The following is a 21,804-nucleotide window of genomic DNA, read 5'->3' on the forward strand; positions in this document are numbered from 1 at the left end:
TTATAAATCATATTAAGATTTATAAAACTTAAAAGCTTCTAAGATGTCTTCGTTTTCAACTATACAATCTGTTTTGGGTTTGCCTATAGCTTCTAGAAGTACAAAGTTAATGTTGCCGTGTTCGTTTTTCTTATCGTATTTTAATAGGTCAATAATAGGTGAGTAGTCAGCCTCATTTATATCTATATTTCCATAAACAGCTTTAATTACGCTTTTAATAGTGTTGCTTTTCTCTTCTGGAAAACCGCAGTATTTAACAGAGAGGTGATTGGCTAAGATAATTCCAATAGCTATAGCTTCACCATGTAGTAAGCGTTCTTTATTGTCGTTATCCATGTAGTAAGATTCTATGGCGTGGCCTAGAGTGTGTCCGTAATTTAAAGTCTTACGCAAGCCTTGTTCTGTAGGATCTTCCTCAACAATAGTCTTTTTTATTATTATAGACTCGTAGATTAAATCGTCTAAATCTTCTATTGTAGATTGCGATAAATCTTGAAGTTGGTTCCAATATTTTTCGTCGTAAATTAAGCCGTGTTTTAGCATTTCGGCTAAGCCAGAACGCATTTCTAATTGTGGTAATGTTTCTAGGAACGAAGTGTCTACTATGATTAATTCAGGTGTGTTAATAACTCCAATTTGGTTTTTTAAAGTACCTAGGTCTATTCCTGTTTTTCCTCCAATCGATGCGTCAACCATTGCTAGGAGTGATGTAGGGATGTTTATAAAATCTATACCGCGTTTAAAAGTTGAGGCTACAAAACCACCTAAATCTGTAACAACTCCGCCGCCAATATTAATGATAACACTTTTTCTATCAGCACCATATTCAGATAAGGTTTCCCAAAGTCCTAAGCATATGTCTAGGTTCTTAGATTCTTCTCCTGGATCAATTTCTAAAATATCATAAGCAATCTCTGTATCTATATTAGCGAGAAAAAAAGGAACGCAATCTATATTTGTGTTAGTATCGCATAAGATAAAAACTTTTGAATAATTTGAATCGCTTAGATGTTGGTTTAGTGCTTTATAACCGTTGCTATTGAAATGAATAGTGTAATCTTGTGTTGTGATAGAAGTCATTAAAAAATATATTATTATGATGTAAAAGTAAGGAGTTTTTGAATAAGTATAACTTAGTTAATTTATATTTGTGAAATAATTTATTTTAAAAATGACATCAAAAAACATCTTCAATAATACGGAAGTCGCTTTCGCTTTAAAAAGTGATTCAGAATTAGAGCGTGCTTATTTTTTATTTAAAATGATTGCTAACGAGCCTTTGGTTCGTATAGGTACAGCAGCTACAAGGTTTGCTTTGAATGCAAAATTACCAGTTGAAGGTTTAATAAGGGCAACGGTATTCGATCATTTTTGTGGAGGAGTAAGCGAAGAAGATTGCTTGCCAGCAATAGATAAGATGTTTACCGCAGGAGTTTGTTCAGTTTTAGATTATTCAGTAGAAGGTAAAGCTTCAGAAAATCAATTTGATGATGCAACGGATCGTTTAGCAAAGATTATTGAGTTTTCCGACGAAAAAGAAGCAATGCCAATTGTTGTTTTTAAACCAACAGGCTTAGGTCGTTTTGCTTTATTTCAGAAAAAAGGAGAAGGAAAAGCTTTTACGGCTGAAGAGAATGAGGAATGGAATAGAATTATAGAACGTTTTAAAAAACTGTGCAGTTTAGCTAAATCTAGGGATGTTGAGGTTTTAATTGATGGTGAAGAAAGCTGGATGCAAGATGCTGCAGATGATTTAATTGAGGAAATGATGGCGCTTTATAATAAAGATGTGCCTATTGTTTATAATACATTGCAGACCTACCGCTGGGATAGGTTAGATTATTTAAAGGCGTCTCACAAACGTGCGAAAGAAAAAGGATACAAGCTAGGTTTTAAAATTGTTCGTGGCGCTTATATGGAAAAAGAACGCGATAGAGCGAAAGAAAAAGGATACGACTCTCCAATTTGTGCAGATAAAAAAGCTACAGATGATAATTTTGATAATTGTCAGCGTTATATTTTAGATAACTTAGAGGATATTTCTATATTTATTGGAACGCACAACGAAGAGAGTACTTATTTAGCTCTTGAGTTAATGGATAAGTTAAATATAAAAAAAGAAGATAATCGCGTGTGGTTTGGGCAATTATATGGTATGAGTGATCATATAAGCTTTAATCTTGCAAAAAAAGGATATAATGTAGCTAAGTACTTGCCTTTCGGGCCTGTAAAAGATGTTATGCCTTACTTAATACGTAGAGCAGAAGAAAACACATCTGTTGCCGGGCAAACAAGTAGGGAGTTGTCTTTATTAAAGAAAGAACGTAAACGTAGAAAAGATTAATCTAGAAGCTTAACAGAGTTTATAGTTGCAGTTTCTTCGCAGTTTTCAACTATTAAGGCGATGTCTTTTTTATTTACATTGCCTTCTACAAAATAGAGCCCGCAAGGTTTTCTTTTGGCTTCACTTTTAGAAAAATCTACATCTCCTTTAAATAGGATATAGTTAATATTTGTAGTATCTATACCTTTAGATTTCATAAAGGCAGTAGCTTCGTTAGAATACACCAAGGTTTTAGTTCTAATGTTTTTTAGTGTTCTAGCATCTGGGCCATAGTCGCATGATGCTTTTTTTCCATTTAGAAAAAAGGCTAAAATGATTAAGCCTATAGAAAAACCTCCAAAATAATAACCAAATCTTTTAAGTAAACTCATTTAAAAACTTCTTTTTGTTATTCTGATTGTGTTTCAGAATGACGTTATTTTCAACAAAATTCGTGAATAAAACTGGTTTATAATAGAGAAAACCATAATTAAAATTGAATTTAAAAAATAAGAAGATTAATATCGTTGTAATTCATGTCAAACCATTCGCCAACTGCACGATTGGTTAAAATACCATGATAGAAGTAGAGTCCATTTTTAAGACCATGATCCATTCTTAAAGAATGTTCCAGGCCACCGTCCTCTGCAATTTTAAGAAGATATGGTGTAAAGATGTTGCTTATAGAAGCAGATGCGGTTCTTGAGTAACGAGCAGGGATATTAGGTACACAATAATGTATTACGCCATGTTTTTCAAAAATTGGATGTTTGTGAGTTGTAACATCGCTAGTTTCAAAACAACCTCCCATATCTATGCTTACATCTATAATTACGGCTCCTTTTTTCATTTGCTCGACCATATCTTCTGTAACAATTACAGGAGAGCGATCTTTTCCTCTAACTGCTCCAATAACAACGTCGCAACGCTTTAAAGCTTTTTTTAGATGTTTTGGTTGAATAGTAGAGGTGTAAAGTGTTCTGCCTAAATTGGTTTGTACGCAACGAAGTTTAGTGATAGAATTGTCGAAAATCTTAACATTTGCACCCAAGCCAATAGCGCTTCTAGCTGCAAATTCGCCAACGGTTCCTGCTCCAAGAATAACAACTTCTATGGGAGGAACGCCGCTAATGTTTCCGAACATTAATCCGTTGCCATTTGTCGTATTACTCAGTAATTCCGATGCTATTAAAACTGAAGCTGTTCCAGCAATTTCGCTTAATGCGCGAACAGCAGGATAAGCACCGTCTTCGTCGCGAATAAACTCGAAAGCTAAAGCAGTAATGCGTTTACTAGCTAGTGTTTCAAAATATTTTTTAGATTGTGTTTTTATCTGTAATGCCGAAATTAATGTAGATTTCGGATTTATTAATTTTAATTCTTCTAGAGTAGGTGGTTCTACTTTTAAAATCATTGGGCAACCATATACCTTTGCTACATCATTAGTTATTTCAGCTCCATTTTCACTGTAATCCTTATCGCTAAATTTTGAGCCTTTTCCTGCACCAGATTCTATAAGTACGCGATGGCCATTGTTTACAATAGCCGAAACAGCATCTGGTGTTAAGCAAACGCGCTTTTCTTGAAAAGCGGTTTCCTTAGGGATACCAATAAATAGTGAGCTTTTTTGTTTTGAAATCTCTAAAGTTTCCTCTTGTGGTAAGAGTTGTGCCTTAGAAAATGGAGTAATGGATTTTGCCATATGTTGCTATTCGTTATTTACAAAGATTTAAATTACGAATAAATAGTAAATTAACAAGTATATTATAAAGTAATATTAACACAATTAAAAAAACTGCTTAATTTTCCCCCAAAGAGTTTTTGGTTTAAAGGTTAATTCGTCTTCAAAGTCTTGCGTGGTTTTGTCAACAGTATTTAGTTTGTTGAAAATTCGAGCTCGACCCAAGTATATTGATGGAATTATTATTGCCATTACCGGTAAAAGGTGCAGGGAATTCAAATCATCAAAAAAGATTAAATCATCATTAATAGAATTTATTGTTTGGTAAATGTAAAGTATAATAGGGACTATTATAGCATGATGCCACCAATGGCGACAAGTCGAGAACCAAATAATAAGTAAGAGTAGTGGTATTAATTTACCCGAAAGAACCCATATTGCGACATTTGCATCGTCATAATGGATACTGGTATAGGTGAAAAGAAAAGTGTCCCAAACTTTTGTGTCTGGAACACTTTTGTAGAATTGAAACATTAAAGGTGTTGATGCAATAATAGTTGCAATAACAGATCCTTTTATTATATGTTTTTTATCCGTGAGTTGGTACTTTGATTTTTCTTTTGTCAACTCCTGTTTCTGTTTGGTCATTTAAGTCAATAATGTTAGTCGCGTTTGCGGTGAATAACACACCTCCGAAAATAGCTAGGGCTATTAAATACTTTTTACTTTGCATAATTTATAGGGATTTAGATTAATTAATTACTCAAATCTAAATAAATCTCTATCTGTATTTTTCGGTAAATGTTAAATTTTTGTTAAAAACAGCAATTTTTGCTTTTTTTATTACGGTAAAAACCGTAATCGGTCCAAAAATACACTTTTTGTTGAGATAAAAAAGTTTTATGATTTTAATTTAAAGTCATTTTTAGTACTCTACAAGTGTCATTTTTTATGCTAATTGTAATACAATTATAAGTTTCAATTAGATTTTTAGCAAGTTCAGGCCATTCTATAAACAGGTAAGCATTTGAGTTTAGGTACTCTTCAATACCAAAATCGTAAAGTTCGTCTTCATCTTCCACACGGTATAAATCGAAATGATATATAGTGTCTGTTTTAGTTTGGTATTCGTTTACTAATGAAAAGGTAGGACTGCTAACTGTATCGTCGCAACCAAGCGCGTTAACTAAAGCTTTAATTAGTGTGGTTTTACCAGCTCCCATTTCGGCTTTAAAAAGAAAGGACTTTGAAGTCGCATGTTTTAAAACTTGTTTAGCAACGTTATCTATGTCTTTTAAAGTATATTCTATTTCCAGCATGTGACAAAATTAAAGTTAAATGTCAAATAACTATAATAAAAGGATTAGAAAAAAATAGAAACTAAAAATTGAAGAGTTTCTTTATTTAAAATTAAGGTAAAAAAAACTGTGGTAGTCTATTTAAATTAATTTATAATTTAGACGGACTACCACAGTTATTAATAATTTGTAATGAAGTATGCTGTTACTTTGGATCTAAGACAATAAAAGGAATAATCATTTCTTCTAATGATACACCTCCATGTTGGTATGTGTTTCTATAATAACTTACATAATGATTGTAGTTATTGGGGTATGCAAAAAATAAATCGCTCTTAGCAAAAATAAAAGAGCTATTCATCGACATAGAAGGTAGGTGTATAGATTTAGGGTCTTTAGCTGCTAAAACATCTTTATTCTCATAGCTTAAACTGCGTCCTGTCTTATAACGTAAATTTAAACTTGTATCTCTATCTCCAACTACTTTAGACGGATTTTTTACGTTAATAGTACCGTGATCTGTAGTAATAATTAATTTAAAGCCCATTTGTTGTGCTTGCTGGATCATTTCTAAAAGCGGAGAGTTTTTAAACCAGCTCTGTGTTAGTGACCTATAAGCTTTATCGTTAGAAGCAAGCTCTTTTACAACATCCATTTCTGTTTTAGAATGCGACAACATATCTACAAAATTGTAGACTACTACTGTTAAATCGTTGTCTTTGGTGCCTTTAAAGTTGTCTGCTAATTTTTTACCGTTTTTTAAGTTGGTAATTTTGTAATATTCATGTTTATAATTAGTTAAGCCTAAACGCTTCATTTGTGCTTCTAAAAAATCATTTTCATGCATGTTTTTACCACCTTCATCTGTATCATTTTTCCAAAATTCAGGATGTAGTTTTTCCATATCACTAGGCATAAGTCCGGAGAAAATGGCATTTCTAGCATATTGTGTAGCTGTAGGTAAGATGCTAAAAAAAGCACTTTCGTTTTTCTTCTTATAATGATTAGTTACAAAAGGCTCGAAAGCTTTCCATTGGTCGTAACGTAAATTATCGACTACTACTAAAAGTGTTGGTTGTTCTTTGCTTAATTCGGGAACAATTTTGTCTTTAAATAAGTTGTAAGATAGTGTAGGGGCATCTACGTTAGGTTCGAACCAAGTAGGGTAGTTTTTGTCAATAAATTTCCCAAACAAAAGATTGGCTTCGTTTTTTTGAGATTCTAAAATCTCAAACATGCCAGTATCTTCAATGTCTTCCAATTGCATTTCCCAATATATTAGCTTTTGGTAAAGCGCAACCCATTCTTCGTAACTATTCACCATTGCCATATCCATAGCAATTTTTCTAAACTCTTGTTGGTAGTTAGAGGTTGTTTTCTCTGAAACCAATCGAGAATGGTCTAAGTTTTTCTTTAAACTTAGTAGAATCTGATTAGGGTTAACGGGTTTTATAAGGTAATCGGCAATTTTATTACCAATAGCATCTTCCATTATATATTCCTCTTCACTTTTGGTAATCATAACTACCGGAAGCGTGTCTTGTTTCTCTTTTATTTCGTTAAGTGTCTCTAAACCTGTTAATCCAGGCATATTCTCATCTAAAAATACAATATCAAATTTTTCTTCTTCTAAAATCTCAAGCGCTTCTGTACCGCTGTTACACTTGGTTACAGCGTAATTTTTTTGTTCTAAAAAGATAATATGTGGTTTTAGTAAATCGATTTCATCGTCAACCCAAAGTATTTTTATTTTATCCATGTATATTTGTTTATCTTAATCATTGAAAATTCATCAGTTTGCAGAAAAGTAACAAACTTAAAATATTAAACGACCCAATTTACGGATTTATTACAATCCCTAATTCGTTAATCTTCGATTTAATCGAACATCGTTATTTCCAAAGACTACGTCGCATCACTCAAATGGGAATGAGTTACTTGGTTTATCCGGGTGCTCATCATACACGTTTTCATCACGCGATTGGTTGTATGCATTTAATGCAAAAAGCGGTTCAAGTGCTTAGATTTAAAGGTGTTGAGATTTCTGAAGAAGAAAAAAACGCACTTTACATTGCTATTTTATTACATGATATTGGTCATGGACCGTTCTCTCACGCAATGGAACATAGTATAGTAAATGGCATCTCTCACGAGCATATTTCTATGCTTTTTATGGAGAAACTGAATGCGGAATTTAACAACGATTTAACTTTGGCAATACAGATATTTAAAGGTGATTATCATCGACAGTTTATGTGCGAGCTTATTTCTAGCCAAATAGATATGGATAGAGCAGATTATTTAAAGCGAGATAGTTTTTACACAGGAGTTGCTGAAGGTAATATTAATAGCGAGCGTTTAATTACCATGCTTAATGTTAAGGACGATAAATTAGTGGTAGAAGATAAAGGTATTTATAGTATCGAAAAATTCTTGGTTGCTAGACGCTTAATGTATTGGCAAGTGTACTTACATAAAACAAGTTTATCTGCAGAACAAGTATTAATAAGAGTGCTTAAACGTGCAAAGGAGCTAACAAGAAGAGGAGAGGAGTTACATGCTAGTAGATCGCTTCAGTATTTTTTAAAGAAAGAAATAACATTAGATAATTTTAATGATGAAAGCTTAGAGACGTTTTCTAAGTTAGACGATTATGATATTGTTTCAGCAATGAAAGAATGGCAATACCATGACGATTTTGTTTTAAAGCACCTTTGTAAAATGATTATTAATCGTGATTTATTAAAAGTCAAAATTAAAAAGAAAGAGATTAAACCTTCTTTATTAATTCAGCATAAAAAGGAATTAATTGAAAAGCACTCTATTTCTGAAGCTGAAGCAGAATATTTTGTGTTTACTGGTAAGATATCAAACCAAGCATATACTAGAAAAAAGCAAGGCATTAATATTTTACATAAAAATGGAAAAATTGAAGATATAGTAAAAGCAAGCGACCAGTTAAACCTTAAGGCGCTCGCTAAACCTGTAACTAAATATTATATTTGTTATCCTAAAAATTAATATAGAGTAGTAATTGCTAAAGCGCGTGTGGGTTTAGTTTTTTAACTTAATTAATAGATTAAACTAATGCAGATAAAACATTAAATTAATCACGACATAAGCTAAGCAGTAAACAACTTTAGAAGTTTTCACGTTATATGATACATTTTTTCTATTTTTGCGAGAGATGAAATTTACAGCAGAACAAATAGCTGGTATTTTAGAAGGCGACGTAGTTGGTAACCCACAAGCGGAAGTTTCTAAATTATCAAAAATAGAAGAAGGCGTAGAAGGTGCTTTAACCTTTTTGGCTAACCCAAAATATACTCCTTATATATATAGTACAAAAGCATCTATTGCGATTGTAAATAAAGATTTTGAGCCTGAGCAAGAAATTAAAACAACTTTAATTAAAGTTGACGATGCTTATAAATCCTTTTCAAAACTTTTAGAATACTATAATCAAGTAAAACTTAATAAGTTTGGAATCGAGCAACCATCGTTTATTTCAGAATCCTCGACAGTAGGTAAAGATATTTATGTTGGTGCTTTTTCATACATTGGAGACAATGTGAAAATAGGTGATAATGTTAAAATATTTCCAGGATGTTACATTGGTGATAATGTAGTTATTGATAACGATACGGTATTGTTTGCAGGTGCTAAAGTTTATTCAGAATGTATTATAGGTAAAAATTGCGTCATAAATTCCGGTGTTATTATAGGAGCAGACGGATTTGGTTTTGCACCAAATGAAGCAGGAGAGTATGATAAAGTACCACAAATAGGAAATGTAATTTTGGAAGATTTTGTAGACGTAGGAGCTGCAACTACTATAGATAGAGCAACATTAGGTTCTACAATTATTAGAAAAGGTGTTAAGTTAGATAATCAAATTCAAATTGCACATAATGTCGAAATTGGCAAAAACACAGTAATAGCTGCACAAACAGGTATTGCTGGATCAACTAAAATTGGCGAAAATTGCCAAATAGGTGGTCAAGTTGGTTTTGCAGGACATTTAGTAATTGGGAATAATGTAAAAATACAAGCACAGTCTGGAATAGGAAAAAATATTAAAGACAACGATATATTACAAGGTTCTCCGGCTTTTGGCTATGGAGACTGGAATAAATCTTATGTTTACTTTAAAAACTTACCAAAACTAGTTAAAACTATTAACGCACTAGAAAAAAAAGGAAATGGCAATAGTTAATTCGGAAATCAAACAAAAAACGATAAGTAATGAAGTCTCTTTGACTGGTGTAGGATTACACACAGGTAAAGATGTTACTTTAACTTTTAAACCAGCTCCAGCAAACTCTGGATTTGCTTTTAAACGTGTAGATCTTGAAGGTAGTCCAGTAATCGAAGCAGATGCAAACTACGTAACGAGTACACAACGTGGTACTTGTTTAGAGAAAAACGGTGTTACTATTCAAACATGCGAGCATGTTTTAGCAGCATTTACTGGTTTAGATATTGATAATGCAATTATAGAATTAGATAATTCTGAACCTCCTATTATGGACGGTTCTTCAAAATTCTTTGTTGAAGCTATTGAAAAGGCTGGAATTGTAGAGTTAGATGCTTTTCGCGAAGAATATATTGTAAAAGATGTTATTTCTTATGTAGACGAAGAGAGTGGTAGTGAGATATTAGTAATGCCGGCTAAAGAATATCAAGTAACAACAATGGTAGACTTTGGTACTAAAGTTTTAGGTACTCAAAATGCAACTCTTAATCGTTTATCAGATTTTAAAGAACAAATTTCAGATTCTCGTACTTTTAGTTTTTTACATGAACTAGAATCACTTCTAGAGCATGGATTAATTAAAGGTGGAGATTTAAATAATGCTATTGTTTATGTAGATAAAGAATTATCTCCAGAAACAATGAAAAAACTTCAAATTGCTTTTAATAAAGATGCTATTGCAGTAAATGCTAATGGTATACTAGATAATTTAACTTTACATCATCCTAACGAAGCTGCAAGACACAAATTATTAGATGTTATTGGAGATTTAGCTTTAATTGGTACACGAATTCGTGGAAAAGTAATTGCTAATAAACCAGGACATTTTGTAAACACACAGTTTGCGAAAAAAATGTCTAAGTTAATTAAAAACGAAAGACGTAACAATGTTCCTGCTGTAGATTTAAACCAAACACCTTTAATGGATGTTAACCAAATAATGGATATGTTGCCACATAGGCAACCATTCTTGTTATTAGATAAGGTTTTCGAATTAACAAGCAGTAAGGTTATTGGAATGAAAAATGTAACCATGAACGAAGAGTTCTTTAAAGGTCATTTTCCAGGTTCTCCAGTAATGCCAGGTGTTTTAATTGTAGAAGCGATGGCGCAAACAGGAGGTATTCTAGTATTAAGTACTGTACCAGATCCTGAAAATTATTTAACATTTTTCATGAAAATGGATAAGGTTAAATTTAAACAAAAGGTTGTTCCTGGTGATACATTAATTTTTAAATGTGAATTAATAACACCAATTAGAAGAGGTATTTGCCATATGCAAGGTTATGCTTACGCTAATGGAAAATTATGTGCTGAAGCAGAATTGATGGCGCAAATATCTAAAATAAAATAAGAATATTAGTAACGTTAACCGCTTACAGATTTTACCTTTCAAAACAAATATTACAAAAATGAACCAACCCTTAGCATACGTACATCCTGGAGCAAAAATCGCAAAAAATGTGGTTATTGAGCCTTTTACAACTATATATAATAACGTTACTATTGGAGAAGGAACTTGGATAGGGAGTAATGTAACCATTATGGAAGGTGCTCGTATTGGTAAAAATTGCAGTATTTTTCCTGGTTCTGTAATTTCTGCAGTGCCTCAAGATTTAAAGTACGATGATGAAGATACTTTAACTATTATTGGAGATAACGTTACTATTAGAGAATGTGTTACCATAAATAGAGGAACAACAGATAGAATGAAAACCGTAATTGGTGATAATTGCTTAATAATGGCATATTGCCATATAGCGCACGATTGTATTGTTGGTAGTAACTGTATTTTTTCAAATAACAGTACACTTGCTGGTCACATTACTATTGGTGATTATGTTATATTAGCAGGTATGACAGCAATACACCAGTTTTGTTCTGTAGGTAATCATGCTTTTGTAACAGGAGGATCTTTAGTAAGAAAAGATGTGCCACCATTTGTAAAAGCGGGTAGAGAACCTTTATCTTACGTAGGTATTAATTCTGTTGGATTAAGAAGAAGAGGATACACGACAGAAAAAATTAGAGAGATTCAAGATATATTTAGAATATTATATCAAAAAAATTATAACAATACACAAGCCGCTGGTATTATAGAGGCAGAGATGGAAGCAACCACAGAACGCGACGAGATTCTTCAGTTTATTAAGAACTCTCATCGTGGTATAATGAAAGGTTATTTCAAATCAAATTAATTTTTGATACAAAAGAATAAAGAAGACCGATTTAATGATTGAAAATAGATTCTAAAATTTAGAATTATATCAATAATAAAAGACTTAATAATAAATAATAATATGGCTACTACTTCAGATATAAGAAACGGATTATGTATTAAATACAATAATGATATTTATAAAATTGTTGAATTTTTACATGTAAAACCAGGAAAAGGTCCTGCTTTTGTTCGTACTAAAATGAAAAGTGTTACTAACGGAAAAGTATTAGATAATACTTTTTCAGCAGGACATAAGTTAGAAGATATTCGTGTGGAAACTCATAAGTTTCAATATTTATATAATGATGGTGAATTTTATCATTTTATGAATGAATCAGATTACACACAGATTAGACTTCTAGAATCTGCTTTAGATAATCCTGGATTAATGAAAGAGGGAGAGGTTGTAACCATTCAAATTAATACAGAAGACAATATGCCATTGTCTGTAGAATTGCCTGCAACTGTTATTTTAGAAATAATAGCTACAGAGCCAGGTGTAAAAGGAAATACAGCAACCAATGCAACAAAGCCAGCTACTGTTGAAACAGGAGCAGAGGTAAACGTGCCTTTATTTATAAATGAAGGTGATAAAATTAAGGTTGAAACAACAAAAGGAACTTATAAAGAACGTGTTAAAGAGTAATCTTACACAATTAACACCTATTTATTAAAGAATGAAATTCCCTAAAACACATACTCTAAAACAAGTTGCTCAAATAATCGATTGTGATTATGTTGGAGCAGATAATTTTCAGGTTTTAGGAATGAATGAAATTCATGTAGTAGAGCCAGGAGATATTGTTTTTGTAGACCATCCAAAGTATTACGATAAAGCACTACAATCTGCTGCGACTATAGTTTTAATTAATAAAGATGTAGATTGTCCAGAAGGTAAAGCACTTTTAATAAGTGACGATCCTTTTCGTGATTTCAATAAGTTAACTAAGCATTTTAAGCCATTTCAGGCTTCAAACAGTAGTGTTTCAGCTTCAGCTAAAATAGGAGAGAACACTATAATTCAGCCTAACTGTTTTATTGGTAACAATGTAACAATTGGAGATCATTGTGTTATTCATGCTAATGTTACCATATACGACGATGCTGTTATTGGTAATAATGTGACTATACATTCTGGAACTATTTTAGGTGCAAGTGCTTTTTATTATAAAAACAGACCGGAAGGTTTCGATCAATTAATTTCTGGAGGCCGTGTTGTTATAAAAGACAATGTAGATATTGGTGCGTTGTGCACTATAGATAAAGGCGTTACAGGAGATACAATTATTGGTGAAGGCTCTAAGTTAGATAATCAAATACAAGTTGGACACGACACCGTTATTGGAAAAAAATGTTTAATTGCTTCTCAAGTAGGTATTGCAGGATGTTGTATTATTGAAGACGAAGTTACTATTTGGGGACAAGTAGGTACAAATAGTGGAATTACTATTGGCAAAAAAGCAGTTATTCTTGGTCAAACAGGTGTTACAAAATCTGTTGCTGGTGGAAAAAGCTATTTTGGTACTCCTATTGAAGAAGCAAGAGTTAAATTAAAAGAATTGGCTTATGTTAAGCAGATTCCTAATATTATAGATCAATTAAAAAACAAATAATATGTCTGCTAAAAAAGTTGTTAAAGCGTTTTATGATTCTAATTTAGCCAAGGATGAAGATATAATCAACATGTTTCATGATGATTGTGTTTTGCATTGGAATAGCAGTCAGGGTTTTACAACGTTAAATAAAGATGAGATATCAGAAAAACTTGAAGGAGTTAAAGAGTCTTATTTTTCATTTGCATATAGATTAAGTCATCTTTTAGAAGATGGAGATACTGTTACGGCTAGATATACTATTTATTGTACAACAATAGAAAGACCTTTTAAAGAAGAGCCTTTGGCGCATTTTATCTCAATATGGGAAGTAAAAGACGGTAAAATGTATAGAGGTTATGAGATTAGTCAGAGATTAGATGAAAGCGTAGAAAATTTAACTACTTTTTCTGAAATAAAAATTTAAATACATTTAAAAAATAGCTATCAAAAACTTACTTTTGTGGCAGATAAATAAAAACAACTCCATTTTTGTTTCCCTTTGGGAAATGTCTGAAAAGACAATGGGACAAAAAACATACAAATGAGCGTTTTAGTAAACAAAGATTCAAAAATTATAGTTCAAGGATTTACTGGTAGTGAAGGAACATTTCACGCTGGACAAATGATTGAGTACGGAACAAATGTTGTTGGTGGTGTTACTCCAGGAAAAGGAGGACAAACACATTTAGATAGACCAGTTTTTAATACAGTTGAAGAAGCTGTTGTTAAAGTTGGAGCAGATACAACAATTATTTTTGTACCACCTGCTTTTGCTGCAGATGCTATTATGGAAGCTGCAGATGCAGGAATTAAAGTAATTATTTGTATTACTGAAGGTATTCCTGTTGCAGACATGATCAAAGCATCAGATTATATTAAAGGTAAAGAGTGTAGATTAGTTGGACCTAACTGTCCAGGAGTTATTACTCCAGGTGAAGCTAAAGTTGGTATTATGCCAGGTTTCGTTTTCAAAAAAGGTACTGTAGGTATTGTTTCTAAATCTGGAACATTAACTTACGAAGCTGCAGACCAGGTTGTAAAACAAGGTTTAGGTATTACTACTGCAATTGGTATTGGTGGAGATCCAATTATTGGAACAACTACTAAAGAAGCTGTTGAGTTGTTAATTAACGATCCAGAAACTGAATGTGTAGTAATGATTGGTGAAATAGGTGGTCAATTAGAAGCTGATGCTGCTAATTGGTATAAAGCTAGTGGATCTAAAAAGCCAGTTATTGGTTTTATCGCTGGTGAAACTGCACCTGCAGGTCGTACTATGGGACATGCTGGAGCAATTGTTGGAGGAAGTGATGATACTGCTCAAGCTAAAAAAGCTATTATGAGAGAATGTGGTATTCACGTTGTAGATTCTCCTGCAGAGATTGGTAAAAAAGTGAAAGAAGTTTTAGGATAAGACTTTAAGTAGTTCAGTATTTTAACAGTTAAATTCTGTTAAAATATATATAATATAATAACGTTATAAGTTCGTTGGCTGTACATTAGCTAACGAACTTTTTCGTTTTATAGCATTGATGTATTTTAAAACGAATCTTTAGTTTGGCTTATAACCACAAATATTAACACAATCAACCAAAAACCTTTACAATGAGAAATTTAAGATTGGTTGTTATTCTTTTACTTGTAGCTTTAGTCTACAGTTGTAAAAAAGAAGACAACAAAACAATGGCTTACGCAGTAGAAAGTCAGAAAGATGCTAACGGATTTACATACGAAACCGTTGAAAACGATCCAACCGGATTACGTTTATATACTTTAGACAATGGTCTAAAAGTGTATATGAGTAAAAATACAGATGAGCCAAAAATACAAACTTACATTGCTGTAAGAGCAGGTTCTAACTACGACCCTAAAGAATCTACAGGTTTAGCACACTATCTAGAACACATGGTTTTTAAAGGTACAGATGAAATTGGAACTATAGACTACGAGAAGGAGAAAGTGTATTTAGATAAAATTTCAGATTTATACGAGCAGCATAGAGCTGAGCAAGATCCTGATAAGAAGATTGCATTATATCGCGAGATAGATAAAGTGTCTTTAGAGGCATCTAACTATTCTGTCGCAAATGAGTATGATAAAATGACGAGTTCTCTTGGAGCAACAGGAACAAACGCACATACTTGGTATGAAGAGACTGTTTATAAAAATAAAATTCCAGCAAACGAGCTTAGTAAGTGGTTAGCATTAGAAGAAGAGCGTTTTGGTAAATTAGTATTACGTTTATTTCATACGGAATTAGAAGCTGTTTTCGAAGAATTTAATAGAGGTCAAGATAACGACGGAAGAAAGCGTTATGCTGCAATGTTAGACGGTTTGTTTCCTAACCATCCATATGGTCAGCAAAAAACTATTGGTACTGCAGAGCATTTAAAGAATCCTTCTTTAGTTGATATTAATAACTATTTCGATAAATATTACGTGCCTAATAATATGGCAATGGTATTAGTTGGAGATTTAGATTTCGATGCGACTATTAAAGAAGTTGAAGCAACTTTTGGAAAATTAAAACGTAAAGAAGTAATACATCCTACGTTACCAAAAGAGCAACCAATTACTCAAGTATTAACTACAGAGGTTTTCGGACCAACATCAGAGAGTATTTCTATAGCATACAGAGCTGCGGCGATAAATACTAAAGAAGAAAAATTAGTAACGCTTTGCGATATGATTTTGGCTAATGGAAATGCAGGATTAATAGATTTAAATCTAAATCAGAAACAACTGGTGCAAAGAGCTGGATGTAGTCCAACTTTTTTGAACGATTATGGTTACCATAGTTTTTCGGGTTCTCCAAAAGAAGGGCAGTCTTTAGATGAAGTTAAAGAGCTAATTTTAGGTCAAATTGAAAAACTTAAAAAAGGTGAGTTTGAAGATTGGATGATGGATGCTGTAATTAACGATCTTAAAAAGTCACAACTTCAAGAGTATGAAAATAGCACAGCATTAGCTTCAGCTTATTTTAATGCTTTTATTCATAGAGTAGATTGGAATCATAAAGTAAGTTTCTTAAACGATTTAAAGAAAATCACAAAACAAGAATTAGTAGATTTCGCAAATACGTTCTATAAAGATAATTACGTAGTAACTTATAAACGTAAAGGTGAAGATAATAATATTGTAAAAGTATCTAATCCAGGTATAACACCAGTTAAACTTAATAGAGATCAATCTTCAGATTATATAAAAGCATTTAATGCTAAAAAATCTAAGCCATTAGCACCTTTATATGTTGATTATGCTTCAGCTATAAAAGAAAAGAAAACAGATAGTGGTTTAAGTGTTTCATATATTGAAAATGAAACTAACGATTTGTTTACTATGAATATCATTTTCGACATGGGAAGTGATAGCGATAAAAAATTAGGTTTAGCAGTTGGTTACCTAGAGTATTTAGGAACAGAGAAATATTCGGCTGAAGCTTTAAAGAAAGAATTCTACAAATTAGGAATCGATTATTCTGTAAATACAGGAGGAGAGCAAACGTTTGTTGGTTTAAGCGGATTAAAAGAAAACTTACCAAAAGGATTAGAGTTATTAGAGCATCTTTGGGAAAATGCAGTGCCAGATAAAGAGGCTTATGGTAAGTATGTAGAGTCAATTGGTAAAGGAAGACAAAATAACAAAACAAGTAAAGGTAGTATTCTGCGTTCTGGTTTATTAAATTATGCTAAATACGGAGAGAACTCAAGATTAAGAAATATTATTTCTGTTAGCGAATTAGAAAAAATAGATCCTCAAGAGCTTGTAGATTTAACTAAGGATTTAAAAAACTATAATCAACGTATTTTTTACTACGGAAAAGATGTAGATGCAGCGGTAACAGCTTTAAATACTTTTCATAAAGTATCAGATAAGTTAGTAGAATATCCAGAAGCAACAGTTTACGAAGAAAAAGAAACTGGTGGTAATGTGTATTTTGTAGATTATGATATGGTGCAAAGTGAAATGATGTTTTTAGCAAAAGGAGAACCTTTTAAAGCAGAAAACATGGCAGCTTCTACATTGTTTAATACTTATTTTGGAGGTGGTTTATCTTCAATTGTATTTCAAGAAATTCGTGAATCTAAGTCTTTAGCGTATTCTGCATGGTCTAATTACTCTACAGCACGTAAACAAGACGATGCTAATTATGTAATGGCTTACATTGGAACGCAAGCAAACAAAATGCCTCAAGCTGTAGAAGCGATGATGGATTTAATGAGCGACATGCCTGAGGCAGAAGAGCAATTTAATGCAGCTAAAGAAGCAACATTAAAGAAGTTAGCAGCACAGCGTATTACAAAGTCTAATATTTTCTGGAGTTACGAAAGACTTCAAAAATTAGGAATAGATAACGATAATCGTGAAGAAATGTATAATGCTATTCAAAACATGACAATGGCAGATTTACGTGATTTCTTCAACAACAACATTAAAGGAGAAGATTATAATGTAATGGTTATTGGAAATAAAAAAGATATTGATTTCAAAGCACTTGAGAAATTAGGTGAAGTACAAGAAATGGATGTCGATCATTTATTTAATTATGAAAAAGCAGAAGACGTTAAGATGTAAGAAATCTTAAGAGTCTTGTACAAGCAGGAATTCATTATTAAAACCTCACAAATACTTTAATTTGTGAGGTTTTTTTATTCTGAAGAACATAGTAATTACTATATTTGAAATACTAAAAATTAATACTCCGAAAACCATCGGAAAATAGAATTAAACCATTTTTTATGAAACTTTTAGAAGGTAAAACAGCTATAATTACAGGAGCAAGTAGAGGTATTGGAAAAGGTATCGCAGAGGTATTTGCACAACAAGGTGCAAATGTTGCATTTACTTACAGTTCTTCTGTAGAAGCAGCTAACGCATTAGAAAAAGAATTAAATGCTTTAGGTGTTAAAGCAAAAGGATATAAAAGTAATGCAGCAAATTTTGATGAATCTCAAAAATTAGCTGAAGATGTTTTAACTGAATTTGGAAGCATCGATATTTTAATTAATAACGCAGGAATTACAAAAGATAATTTATTAATGAGAATGGGTGAGGCTGACTTCGATAAAGTAATCGAGGTAAACCTAAAATCTGTTTTTAACATGACAAAAGCGGTGCAGCGTACAATGCTTAAGCAGCGTAAAGGTTCTATAATTAATATGAGTTCTGTTGTTGGTGTTAAAGGAAACGCCGGACAAACAAATTACGCAGCATCTAAAGCTGGTATTATTGGTTTTTCTAAGTCTGTAGCTTTAGAATTAGGGTCTAGAAATATTAGAAGTAACGTAATCGCTCCAGGTTTTATTGAAACTGAAATGACTGCAAAGTTAGATGAAGAAACTGTAAAATCATGGCGTAATGCAATTCCACTAAAACGTGGTGGAACTCCAGAGGATATCGCTAATGTTTGCGTATTTTTAGCGAGTGATATGTCTGCTTATGTTACAGGACAGACGTTGAATGTTGATGGAGGAATGTTAACATAATTGTAATTCCTGCTTAGGCAAGAATCTCATAACAATTTTATAAAACTTAATGAGTTCTGAAACTCTTATATATATAATATTAGCAGGAATAATAGCGCTTTTACTAGCATTGTTCCAATATAAATACAAAGCAAAAGGTGCATCTAAAAAGAATGCACTTTTTGCTTTTTTTCGTTTTTTAAGCATTTTCGGAGTTTTATTATTGCTTATCAATCCTAAGTTCGAACAAGTAAACGTTTATAACGAAAAACCAAACTTGGTAGTAGCTATAGATAATTCTAATTCTATAAAATACTTTAACCAAGAGGAGAATGTTACTAGTGTAGTAAAACGTATTAAAGAAGATAAAACGCTAAAAGATAAATTTAATATTGATGTATTTTCTTTTGGAAACACGCTTAATGCTTCAGATTCATTGTCATTTACAGAGCATCAAACCAATATAGATAAGGCTTTTAAGGAGTTAGGTCAAGTTTATAAAAGAACAGTGTCTCCAACCATTATTATTAGTGATGGAAATCAAACCTACGGAAACGATTACGAATATGCTGCTAACAAATACAATCAGCCTATTTATCCAATAGTTGTTGGTGATACCACGCGTTATTCCGATTTAAAACTAAAGCAACTTAACGTTAATAAGTATGCGTTCTTAAAGAATAAGTTTCCTATAGAAGCTATTTTAGTGTATAATGGAGACGAAAATGTAAGCACAAAGTTTGTTGTAACATCAGGAAAAAACACAGTGTATTCTAGGAATTTAAGTTTTTCGGAAAACGATAATTCTAAAATTTTAAACTTCACTTTACCAGCAAATAGTGTTGGCGTAAAAAGTTACAGGGCATCTTTAATTCCTATTGCTACAGAAAAAAACAAAGTAAATAATTCTAAGAATTTTGCAGTTGAAGTTGTAGATGAAAAAACAAAAGTAGCTATTGTTAGCTCTGTTTTACATCCAGATTTAGGAATGCTTAAAAAGAGTATTGAAACTAACGAGCAGCGTGAAGTGGTGTTTTTAAAACCACAAGAAACTATTGGTCAATTAAATGATTTGCAATTAGTTGTGTTGTTTGATCCAAATAATTCATTTAAGTCTTTGTTTGATGCTTTAAAGCTTCAGAATAAAAATAAATTTGTAATTGCAGGACCTAAAACGGACTTCAATTTCTTGAATTCGGTTAGCGAATATTACCAACATGATATAACTTCTCAAACCGAAGATTATCAACCCGTATTAAATGTAAATTACAGTTCGTTTATTGTGGACGATTTAGATTTCGAATCATTTCCACCTTTACTTGCTAATTTTGGAGAACCTACTTTTTCGGTTCCTTTTGAAAGTATTCTTTATAAAAAAGTAGGATCTATAAATACTGAAGAACCACTTTTAGCAACTTTCGAAATTAACGAAAGGCGAGAAGCAGTTTTGTTTGGCGAAAACCTTTGGAAATGGAGAGCCCAAAGTTTTATTAATACAGATGGTTTTAATGCTTTCGATAATTTTACAGGAAAATTAATACAGTATTTAGCATCTAATAAACGTAAAAACAGATTAAACCTAGATTACCAATCGTTTTACCAAGGTAGTAGTAATATAATAGTGTCTGCTCAGTTTTTTAATAAAAACTACGAGTTTGATGCTAACGAGAGTTTAAATATTACTGTAACAGACAAGGTTAGTAAAACGTCTAAAACGATTCCTTTTATTCTAAAAAATAATAACTACCAAGTAGACTTAAGTACCTTACCAGCTTCAGACTATGCCTTTACAGTAAAAGCAACAAGCGAAAACATTTCTAAATCGGGTAATTTTAAAATATTAGAATACAATATCGAGCAGCAGTTTTTAAATGCTAATGTTTCAAAATTAAAAACCATTGCAAGTCAAAGTAATGGAAGTAGCTATTTTATTGATAATTACGAATCATTAATAAAAGAATTAACTAACGATGAACGTTACAAACCAATACAGAAAAGCAGTAAAAATATTGTACCTTTAATCGATTGGAAATACCTTCTTGCGCTAATAGCATTAACGCTTGCAATAGAGTGGTTTATGAGAAAATATAACGGATTAATATAAATAATAACAAAAAAGAGAAAATGGAGAAATTACCAAAATTAGGATTACCTGTAATAGTAGGAATAGTTTTACTACTATTTTTAGTAGTAAAATCTGCAGTAACTATTGGTCCAGGAGAGGGAGGTGTTATTTTTGAGCGTTTAGGAGATGGTATTAATACAGATAAAACATACGGAGAAGGTTTTCATATTGTTGCACCTTGGAATGATATGATTGTGCGTAAAGTGCGTCAGCAATCAATTTCAGACGAAATGAATGTATTGTCTGTAAATGGATTAGAGGTTAAAGTAAATGGAACGATTTGGTATGAACCTGAATACGAAAATTTAGGAAAGTTAATTCAAACTAAAGGACAAGATTACGAGCGCGAATTATTAGATCCTGCAATAAACGCAGCAGCAAGAAGTGTTGTTGGACGTTACACACCAGAGCAATTGTATTCTAGTAAACGTGATGTAATCGAGCAAGAAATTTTAGACGAAGTAACTAAATTATTAGAAGGACAATTTTTAAATGTTAAGCGTGTTTTAGTTGAAGATGTAAAATTACCACCAACAATTAAGGAAGCAATTGAACGTAAATTAAAGCAAGAGCAAGAATCTTTAGAGTACGAATTTAGATTAGTAACGGCCTCTAAAGAAGCAGAGAAAGTAATTATCGATGCTAAGGGTAAAGCAGAGTCTAACCGTATATTAAGTGCGTCTTTAACAGATAAAATTTTACAAGATAAAGGTATTGAAGCTACGGTTAAATTATCTGAATCACCTAACAGTAAAGTTATTATCATTGGTTCAGGAGAGAGTGGGATGCCTATAATTTTAGGAAATCAATAATTTAAAGCTGAATTATTAATAAAAACATA

19 protein-coding genes are annotated in these 21,804 nt (G+C 32.1%); 13 read left to right on the forward strand and 6 right to left on the reverse strand.

Annotation, left to right across the window (positions count from 1 at the left end; genetic code table 11):
* Positions 1 to 12: 12 nt before the first annotated feature.
* Positions 13 to 1,080 (reverse strand): 3-dehydroquinate synthase, encoded by a 1,068-nt coding sequence (gene aroB / locus Q0935_RS00750; RefSeq protein ID WP_299381510.1) that lies wholly within the window; start codon positions 1,078 to 1,080, stop codon positions 13 to 15.
* A gap of 91 nt (positions 1,081 to 1,171) precedes the next feature.
* On the opposite strand from aroB, the gene Q0935_RS00755 reads away from it, so the two are divergent.
* Positions 1,172 to 2,344 carry a proline dehydrogenase family protein gene (locus Q0935_RS00755; RefSeq protein WP_299381512.1) on the forward strand — a complete coding sequence of 391 codons (1,173 nt, stop codon included), beginning with the start codon at positions 1,172 to 1,174 and terminating at the stop codon, positions 2,342 to 2,344.
* Here the strand turns inward: Q0935_RS00755 and Q0935_RS00760 are convergent.
* The 5 genes from Q0935_RS00760 to Q0935_RS00780 form a co-directional block, all read right to left on the reverse strand.
* Entirely contained in the window at positions 2,341 to 2,715 is a 375-nt protein-coding gene (locus Q0935_RS00760) for a DUF4258 domain-containing protein (RefSeq protein WP_299381515.1), read from the reverse strand. The two genes, Q0935_RS00755 and Q0935_RS00760, sit on opposite strands and share 4 nt — an antisense overlap.
* Positions 2,716 to 2,825: 110 nt before the next feature.
* Positions 2,826 to 4,025, reverse strand: coding sequence for an alanine dehydrogenase (locus Q0935_RS00765; RefSeq protein ID WP_299248151.1), 1,200 nt, complete (start codon positions 4,023 to 4,025; stop codon positions 2,826 to 2,828).
* A gap of 84 nt (positions 4,026 to 4,109) precedes the next feature.
* Complete coding sequence (locus tag Q0935_RS00770) at positions 4,110 to 4,652, reverse strand: hypothetical protein (protein ID WP_299248148.1); 543 nt, start codon at positions 4,650 to 4,652, stop codon at positions 4,110 to 4,112.
* A gap of 260 nt (positions 4,653 to 4,912) precedes the next feature.
* A complete protein-coding gene (tsaE, locus tag Q0935_RS00775; protein WP_367274996.1) occupies positions 4,913 to 5,323 on the reverse strand; it encodes a tRNA (adenosine(37)-N6)-threonylcarbamoyltransferase complex ATPase subunit type 1 TsaE in 411 nt (136 codons plus the stop codon).
* 184 nt (positions 5,324 to 5,507) lie between these two features.
* Complete coding sequence (locus Q0935_RS00780; protein WP_299381517.1) at positions 5,508 to 7,061, reverse strand: PglZ domain-containing protein; 1,554 nt, start codon at positions 7,059 to 7,061, stop codon at positions 5,508 to 5,510.
* Between the two features lie 38 nt (positions 7,062 to 7,099).
* On the opposite strand from Q0935_RS00780, the gene Q0935_RS00785 reads away from it, so the two are divergent.
* The 12 genes from Q0935_RS00785 to Q0935_RS00840 all read left to right on the forward strand — a co-directional run bounded on the left by Q0935_RS00785 (position 7,100) and on the right by Q0935_RS00840 (position 21,775).
* Positions 7,100 to 8,323 carry an HD domain-containing protein gene (locus tag Q0935_RS00785; protein ID WP_299381520.1) on the forward strand — a complete coding sequence of 408 codons (1,224 nt, stop codon included), beginning with the start codon at positions 7,100 to 7,102 and terminating at the stop codon, positions 8,321 to 8,323.
* A gap of 166 nt (positions 8,324 to 8,489) precedes the next feature.
* Complete coding sequence (gene lpxD / locus Q0935_RS00790; protein ID WP_299381521.1) at positions 8,490 to 9,518, forward strand: UDP-3-O-(3-hydroxymyristoyl)glucosamine N-acyltransferase; 1,029 nt, start codon at positions 8,490 to 8,492, stop codon at positions 9,516 to 9,518.
* The gene (locus Q0935_RS00795; RefSeq protein ID WP_299248135.1) at positions 9,505 to 10,911 is read left to right on the forward strand and encodes a bifunctional UDP-3-O-[3-hydroxymyristoyl] N-acetylglucosamine deacetylase/3-hydroxyacyl-ACP dehydratase; all 1,407 of its coding nucleotides are present in this window, start codon (positions 9,505 to 9,507) and stop codon (positions 10,909 to 10,911) included. The genes lpxD and Q0935_RS00795 overlap by 14 nt, the downstream gene beginning before the upstream one ends.
* A 58-nt stretch (positions 10,912 to 10,969) precedes the next feature.
* Entirely contained in the window at positions 10,970 to 11,755 is a 786-nt protein-coding gene (gene lpxA, locus Q0935_RS00800; protein ID WP_055437275.1) for an acyl-ACP--UDP-N-acetylglucosamine O-acyltransferase, read from the forward strand.
* A gap of 102 nt (positions 11,756 to 11,857) precedes the next feature.
* Positions 11,858 to 12,424, forward strand: a complete 567-nt coding sequence (gene efp, locus Q0935_RS00805) for an elongation factor P (RefSeq protein WP_299248128.1) — start codon at positions 11,858 to 11,860, stop codon at positions 12,422 to 12,424.
* Between the two features lie 31 nt (positions 12,425 to 12,455).
* Positions 12,456 to 13,391: a UDP-3-O-(3-hydroxymyristoyl)glucosamine N-acyltransferase gene (locus tag Q0935_RS00810; RefSeq protein ID WP_299381524.1), complete on the forward strand. Its 936-nt coding sequence runs from the start codon at positions 12,456 to 12,458 to the stop codon at positions 13,389 to 13,391.
* A 1-nt stretch (position 13,392) separates the two neighbouring features.
* Positions 13,393 to 13,797 carry a nuclear transport factor 2 family protein gene (locus Q0935_RS00815; protein WP_299248122.1) on the forward strand — a complete coding sequence of 135 codons (405 nt, stop codon included), beginning with the start codon at positions 13,393 to 13,395 and terminating at the stop codon, positions 13,795 to 13,797.
* Between the two features lie 117 nt (positions 13,798 to 13,914).
* Positions 13,915 to 14,787: a succinate--CoA ligase subunit alpha gene (sucD, locus tag Q0935_RS00820; RefSeq protein ID WP_055437271.1), complete on the forward strand. Its 873-nt coding sequence runs from the start codon at positions 13,915 to 13,917 to the stop codon at positions 14,785 to 14,787.
* A 191-nt stretch (positions 14,788 to 14,978) separates the two neighbouring features.
* A complete protein-coding gene (locus tag Q0935_RS00825) occupies positions 14,979 to 17,948 on the forward strand; it encodes a pitrilysin family protein (RefSeq protein WP_299381527.1) in 2,970 nt (989 codons plus the stop codon).
* A gap of 164 nt (positions 17,949 to 18,112) precedes the next feature.
* A complete protein-coding gene (gene fabG / locus Q0935_RS00830; RefSeq protein WP_299381530.1) occupies positions 18,113 to 18,859 on the forward strand; it encodes a 3-oxoacyl-[acyl-carrier-protein] reductase in 747 nt (248 codons plus the stop codon).
* 49 nt (positions 18,860 to 18,908) lie between these two features.
* Positions 18,909 to 20,942 carry a VWA domain-containing protein gene (locus tag Q0935_RS00835; RefSeq protein WP_299381533.1) on the forward strand — a complete coding sequence of 678 codons (2,034 nt, stop codon included), beginning with the start codon at positions 18,909 to 18,911 and terminating at the stop codon, positions 20,940 to 20,942.
* Positions 20,943 to 20,962: 20 nt separating this feature from the next.
* The gene (locus Q0935_RS00840) at positions 20,963 to 21,775 is read left to right on the forward strand and encodes a prohibitin family protein (protein ID WP_299248107.1); all 813 of its coding nucleotides are present in this window, start codon (positions 20,963 to 20,965) and stop codon (positions 21,773 to 21,775) included.
* Positions 21,776 to 21,804: the final 29 nt, after the last annotated feature.

Source organism: uncultured Lacinutrix sp., from assembly GCF_947500605.1.
GTDB lineage: Bacteria > Bacteroidota > Bacteroidia > Flavobacteriales > Flavobacteriaceae > Lacinutrix.